Annotated in this window: 1 protein-coding gene; it reads left to right on the forward strand. The window is 42.2% G+C overall.

Translation table 11 applies throughout. From position 1 onward, the window contains the following. Positions 1-92 precede the first annotated feature (92 nt). Positions 93-854 carry an IS5 family transposase gene (locus J5X92_RS20875; protein WP_013783868.1) on the forward strand — a complete coding sequence of 254 codons (762 nt, stop codon included), beginning with the start codon at positions 93-95 and terminating at the stop codon, positions 852-854. The last annotated feature ends 35 nt before the right edge of the window (positions 855-889 follow it).

The raw sequence follows: 889 nt of genomic DNA on the forward strand, positions 1-889 counted from the left end.
TAAGGCGTGTTGATCTTTCGTGATTGGTTTTTGAGCAGCATGGTAAAGAGTTATAATTTGCTTCGCCAAAAGTAAAAGAACAACTCACTACCATGCCGAGACTAATGCTAACTGATAAGCGGTGGCAAAAGCTACTTCAAGTAATGAAGAGTACAGGCCGCATTTACAATAAACCAGAACATAGAATGACGTTTGAAGGGATACTCTTCCGGCTGAGAACAGGAATTCCTTGGCGTGATTTACCAACAGAATTCGGCGGTTGGAGCGCCGTTTATCGCCGATTCAATTTATGGTCGAAGAAAGGTTTATTGAATATGTTATTCAATGAGTTAGCCAAACTGGCTGATTACGACTGGGTCTTTGCTGATGGTTCGATTGTCAAAGCTCATCAGCATAGTGCCGGAGCAGCTACTAAGGATAATGAGTGCATTGGAAAAAGCCGAGGTGGTAACTCCACAAAAATTCATTTAGCCGTGGATAGTGGTGGGCTTCCAATTTATTTTGAACTATCAGAAGGCCAGAGAAATGATATAGCTCGGGCTCAAAGTCTGGTTGACCATTTAAGGGAAGTAAACATTTTCGTAGGTGACAAAGGCTACGATAGTGACGCATTAAGAGAATATATTGAAGCCAAAGGAGGTATCTCCGTCATACCGAAACGGAACTATGGCCAAGATATAGACAAAGGCAGCGTTGATTGGTGCCTCTATAAATATCGCCACCTAGTTGAAAACGCCTTTGCTCGAATAAAGCATTATCGTTCAATATCAACGAGGTATGAAAAGTTAGCAAGGAATTATGCCAGCATGGTATCACTGGCATTTTCGATGATGTGGCTACCCATGTACTGCTGAGTGAAATATATGCAGCAAAGATCAACAGGCCCTAG

Origin of the sequence: Alteromonas sp. K632G (genome assembly GCF_017653625.1) — a bacterium.
Classification (GTDB): Bacteria; Pseudomonadota; Gammaproteobacteria; order Enterobacterales; family Alteromonadaceae; genus Alteromonas; species Alteromonas naphthalenivorans.

What these genes read in the sequence shown, in the direction of transcription:
- J5X92_RS20875 (WP_013783868.1), top strand. Translation starts at nt 93, where the DNA reads ATGCCGAGACTAATGCTAACTGATAAGCGGTGGCAAAAGCTACTTCAA.